The sequence below is a fragment of the Nodularia sp. UHCC 0506 genome, from assembly GCF_034931045.1.
GTDB lineage: Bacteria > Cyanobacteriota > Cyanobacteriia > Cyanobacteriales > Nostocaceae > Nodularia.
Map to the genome: position 1 here is coordinate 160,457 of NZ_JAYGHH010000002.1, position 5,358 is coordinate 165,814.

General features: G+C 45.4%; 4 protein-coding genes. All 4 read left to right on the forward strand.

Features of this window, described 5'->3' with window-relative positions; translation table 11 throughout:
- A partial coding sequence (locus VB654_RS02405; RefSeq protein ID WP_323211796.1) for a transaldolase family protein occupies positions 1 to 628 on the forward strand: 628 nt, incomplete at its 5' end.
- A gap of 82 nt (positions 629 to 710) precedes the next feature.
- Entirely contained in the window at positions 711 to 2,240 is a 1,530-nt protein-coding gene (gene zwf, locus VB654_RS02410) for a glucose-6-phosphate dehydrogenase (RefSeq protein ID WP_323211798.1), read from the forward strand.
- 146 nt (positions 2,241 to 2,386) lie between these two features.
- Positions 2,387 to 3,748 (forward strand): glucose-6-phosphate dehydrogenase assembly protein OpcA, encoded by a 1,362-nt coding sequence (gene opcA, locus VB654_RS02415; protein WP_323211800.1) that lies wholly within the window; start codon positions 2,387 to 2,389, stop codon positions 3,746 to 3,748.
- A gap of 182 nt (positions 3,749 to 3,930) precedes the next feature.
- On the forward strand, positions 3,931 to 5,331 hold the full coding sequence (locus VB654_RS02420) for a cobyrinate a,c-diamide synthase (protein WP_323211801.1): 1,401 nt from the start codon (positions 3,931 to 3,933) through the stop codon (positions 5,329 to 5,331).
- The last annotated feature ends 27 nt before the right edge of the window (positions 5,332 to 5,358 follow it).

Consider the following 5,358-nt stretch of genomic DNA (forward strand, 5'->3'; position numbering starts at 1 on the left):
TATTCGTGGCTTAGAAAAACGGGCTGCACAAGGTCAAGACGTGAGCAAAATTGCCGCCGTGGCTAGCTTCTTTCTCAGTCGCATTGATAGCAACGTTGATGCCAAAATTGATCAAAAATTGAAGCGTGGTATTGATGATATCTCCCAAGAGGCAAAACTGCAAGCTGTGAGAGGGAAAGTGGCGTTAGCGAAGCTCTCCGTAGGAATCGCTAACGCTAAAATTGCGTACCAGGAATACAAAAAAATCATTCAAAGCGAGCGATGGCAAGCCTTAACAGCCAAAGGAGCTAAAGTACAACGGTTACTTTGGGCCAGCACCAGCACCAAAGACCCAAAATACAGCGATGTGATGTATGTTAACGAATTGATTGGCCCCGACACCGTTAACACCTTACCACCGGCGACAATAGCCGCTTGTGCTGACCATTGCGATGTAGCTAATCGCCTAGAAACAGGCATTGAAGAAGCGTATCAGCTGATGGAAAGCCTCAAAGATCCAGACATTAATATTGATATTAATGTTGTCATGGACGAACTGTTAGTTGAAGGTATTGATAAGTTTGTCAAACCTTACGAGTCCTTGATGAACTCTTTAGAAAACAAAGTCAAGTTATTGTCGCCAGTGTAGACCTGAAACACACAACTCTTTTGTAGACGCAATTACCAAGCGTCTAATTAACACACCACACAACACCCCACTGAAAACTTCTATGGTTAGTTTGCTAGAAAATCCCCTGCGCGTTGGTCTGCAACAGCAAGGGATGCCCGAACCCCAGATTATAGTCATCTTTGGCGCTTCTGGCGACCTTACCTGGCGTAAATTAGTGCCAGCGCTTTATAAATTGCGGCGAGAAGGACGTATCCCACCAGAGACGACTATTGTCGGCGTGGCACGTCGAGAGTGGAGCCACGACTATTTTCGTGAACAGATGCAGAAGGGCATGGAAGAAGCTCATGCTAGTGTCCCTTTAGGAGAACTTTGGCAAGACTTCTCTAAAGGTTTGTTCTACTGTCCTGGGAACATAGACAATCCCGAAAGCTACCAAAAACTGAAAACTCTATTAACTGAATTAGATGAAAAACGGGGTACACGGGGAAACCGGATGTTTTACCTCTCCGTTGCTCCTAACTTCTTTCCTGAAGCCATTCGGCAACTAGGGGGAGGCGGAATGCTAGACGACCCCTACAAACATCGTTTGGTGATTGAAAAGCCCTTTGGTCGAGATTTGGCATCAGCTCAAAGTCTTAACCAAGTGGTGCAAAAATATTGCAAAGAAAATCAAGTCTACCGCATTGACCACTACTTAGGTAAAGAAACAGTTCAGAATTTGCTGGTATTCCGCTTCGCCAATGCCATATTTGAACCGTTGTGGAATCGTCAATTTGTTGACCACGTACAAATTACCGTAGCAGAAACCGTAGGGGTAGAAGACCGGGCTGGTTACTATGAACAAGCCGGCGCACTCAGGGATATGTTGCAAAATCACCTCATGCAACTTTATTGCTTGACGGCAATGGAAGCACCTAACTCAATGGATGCCGATAGCATCCGCACGGAAAAAGTTAAGGTACTGCAAGCTACCCGTTTGGCTGATGTTCCCAATCTGTCACGTTCAGCAGTGCGCGGTCAATATAGTGGCGGCTGGATGAAGGGTAAGCAAGTGCCAGGGTATCATGAAGAACCTGGAGTTGACCCCAATTCCGGCACACCCACTTATGTGGCGATGAAGTTTATGGTTGACAACTGGCGCTGGCAGGGTGTTCCTTTCTATCTCCGAACAGGTAAGCGGATGCCGAAAAAAGTCAGTGAGATTTCCATTCACTTCCGCGATGTTCCTTCTCGGATGTTTCAATCTGCTTCTCAACAGCGAAATGCCAACATTTTGGCCATGCGGATTCAACCGAATGAAGGAATTTCTTTGCGTTTTGATGTAAAAATGCCAGGGGCAGAGTTCCGCACTCGTTCTGTGGATATGGACTTTAGTTATGGTTCCTTTGGCATTCAAGCAACTTCTGATGCCTATGACCGCTTATTCCTCGATTGTATGATGGGCGATCAAACTTTGTTTACACGGGCGGATGAAGTTGAAGCAGCTTGGCAGGTAGTAACTCCGGCTCTTTCTGTTTGGGATGCACCCACAGACCCAGCTACCATTCCTCGATATGAAGCCGGTACTTGGGAACCCGCAGAAGCGGAATTGTTAATTAACCAAGATGGTCGTAACTGGCGCAGACTGTAAAAGAGTGCTGAGTGCTGAGTGCTGAGTTATGAAAAAGTTGCGATTTTTGCGGCTTTACTTAGCACTTTTTACTCGGTTTTGGAATTAGTCATAACCAATGACCAATGACCAATAACCAATAACCAATAACCAATGACTAAACTACTATGATTTCCCAAGCACCTACAATTTTTTCACTTCAGGCACCAAAGGATATTTCGCTGAACGAAATAGAAACGGAACTGAATCAAATTTGGCAAAGTTACGGCATTACTGGTGAGGACGGTGGGCTTCCTGCTGCTACTAGAGCCACAACATTTACTTTGGTGGTTTACGAACCAGAAGAAACTCAGTATCTGTTAGCGGCTTTGGGGTTTTATGAAGGCCCGATTGATGGCATTTTAGGGCCACAAATGTCAGCAGCGTTACGGCAAGTACAAGTTAAATATGGACTGCCGGAAACTGGCACAGCAACACCGGAAACTCTGGCTGTCTTGCGGGAAGAATTCGCTAAACGTCAGGGAACAGGTGCTATAGGAGAAGGTGCTGCTTATAATTTCAGTCCCGCAAGTCCGACAATTGCTGATGAAATTGCTCTGCGTAATCCTTGCCGGATTATTGCTTTGTTCCCTATTGCTGGAGAAGATGAAGGGGTAAAAGCTCAAGTTTCTGCCTACTGTCCCATTCAAAAGCAATCATCAAGTACACTTATCTGCTGTGAATACATTACTTTGAGTGGAACTGCTGCTGCTTTGGAACGGGTGGGAGGTATGATTCCGGCTTTATTAATTGGCGGTTTGCCAAAGTTTCTCTGGTGGAAGGCGACACCAGACCCTAACAACAATTTATTCAAGCGCTTGGCGGGAATTTGCAATAATGTGATTGTTGATTCTTGCGACTTTAACGAGCCAGAAACTGATATACTCAGTCTGCAAGAGTTGGTCAAAGCTAATATTCCTTTGGCTGATTTGAACTGGCGACGGTTGTCAGCATGGCAAGAATTGACGGCGCAAGCTTATGACTCTCCCCATCGTCGCGCCGCACTGAAAGAAATTGACCGGGTGACAATTGACTATGAAAAAGGCAATCCTGCCCAAGCTTTGCTGTTTTTGGGTTGGTTGGCGAGTCGATTGGAATGGTCGCCTGTTTCTTATAAAAAGGAAACTGGAGATTATGAAATTACTCAAATTCGTTTTGTTTCCCAAGACCAGCGACAGGTGGAAGCTGAGTTAGCTGGTGTTCCTGTGGCTGATGTGGGTGAAGTTCTGGGTGATGTGATTGCTTTGCGCCTGAGTTCGACAAATCCTGAAGCAGATTGTGGTACGGTAATTTGTTCTGAGACTGGCGGTTGTATGCGAATGGAAACCCACGGTGGCGCACAAGCGGCTGGTCTGTTTCAACAGGTGGGTTCACTTTCGGAACAAAAGGCTGAGGCTTTGCTGAGTCAGCAGGTACAACGTTGGGGTCGGGAGTCACTGTTTGAGGAAAGTTTAGCGGTGATTGCGAAGACTCTCAAATTAGGTAATTGACCTGGCATGATGAGGAGGGGCAAGAAAGATGCCAATTTTGCAAGATATTCAGTCAATATGATGGGTGTAAAGTAGATGTGTTTTAGTCAGAGGGATGGCTTATGCATCCCTTTTTGTCTATCGTGTAGGGTATCTTAGAGAGGACTGAAGTCCTCACTACAAACTTTTAATACCCCCAGCTTATGGCTTTAGTTATTGCCGGAGAACGGAGTGGGGTGGGCAAAACAACAGTTACGCTCACCCTTTTAGCTTCTTTACGTCGTCGTGGTTTATCTGTACAATCTTTTAAGGTGGGGCCGGATTACATTGACCCCATGTTTCACGGCTATGTGACTGGTCGTGCTTGTCGCAATTTAGATGCGGTGTTGACTTCTGAGGATTATGTGCAGAAATGTTTTGCTGCTCATAGCCCAAATTGTGAATATTCCCTGGTTGAAGGGGTGATGGGTCTATTTGATGGCGTGAAGGCTGTTGAAAATCAGGAAGAATCTGTAATTAAGACTGATTTTGCCAGTACTGCACACGTTGCCAGAATTTTAGATTTACCTGTGGTGTTGGTGATTGATTGCAGTCGTCTGTCTGGTTCTGTGGCAGCGATCGCTCACGGTTATTGTACCTATGATTCTAGAATTAAAATTGCTGGGGTTGTATTAAATCGGGTGGGCAGCGATCGCCATTTATCTCTCCTCAAAGATGCCCTCGCCGCATTACAATTACCCATACTCGGCGTATTACGTCGCCAAGATAATATTACTATACCTGACCGTCATCTGGGTTTAGTCCCCACCGCCGAACTGCCCGAATTAGATACTGTAATTGAACGTCTGGCTGATTTAGGAGATACTTACTTTGACTGGCAAAAATTATTACCCCTGTTAAAATCTCCCCACTCCTCTACACCCCACACCCCACACCCCACACCCAATATCAAGATTGCTATTGCACGCGATCGCGCCTTTAATTTTTACTATCAAGATAATCTCGACTTACTGCAAAACTTAGGTGCAGAATTAGTATTTTGGAGTCCCTTAGAAGATGCCGAACTACCACCGGATATACAAGGAATGTACTTTGGTGGTGGGTTCCCAGAAGTCTACGCACAGAGGCTTGCAGCCAACACCAACGCCCGGCAAACAGTAAAAACGGCAATTTTGTCAGGAATGCCCACAATAGCCGAATGTGGGGGCTTAATGTACTTATGTGAGCAAATTATAGATTTTGAAGATAAATCTTGGTCAATGGTAGGAATATTACCCACATCTGCTGTCATGGGTGGACGCTTAACTTTAGGGTATCGTCGCGCCGTCGCCTTGCAAAATAATCTCCTGATTCCAGCAGGTACAAATATTTACGGACATGAATTTCATCGTTCTAGCTTAAGTGTAAATCCTCAGAGTCCCTTGTTTCAAACTTATCGCTACGACTGTGACGAAAACATGGGAACAGAAGGATGGACTTCACCCTCAAACCTCCACGCCTCCTATATTCATTTACACTGGGGACAAAGCCCAGAAATACCACAGAAATTTCTCAAACAATGTCTCAAAAAAACCATCCCAAAAACTCTCTACACCTCTGCGTGAAATTTCTTAACTAATTAGGGCTGGCTG

Excerpts from the sequence above, each read along its gene's own strand:
- VB654_RS02420 (WP_323211801.1), top strand. The coding sequence starts at position 3,931 with ATGGCTTTAGTTATTGCCGGAGAACGGAGTGGGGTGGGCAAAACAACA.
- zwf (WP_323211798.1), top strand. The coding sequence starts at position 711 with ATGGTTAGTTTGCTAGAAAATCCCCTGCGCGTTGGTCTGCAACAGCAA.
- opcA (WP_323211800.1), top strand. The coding sequence starts at position 2,387 with ATGATTTCCCAAGCACCTACAATTTTTTCACTTCAGGCACCAAAGGAT.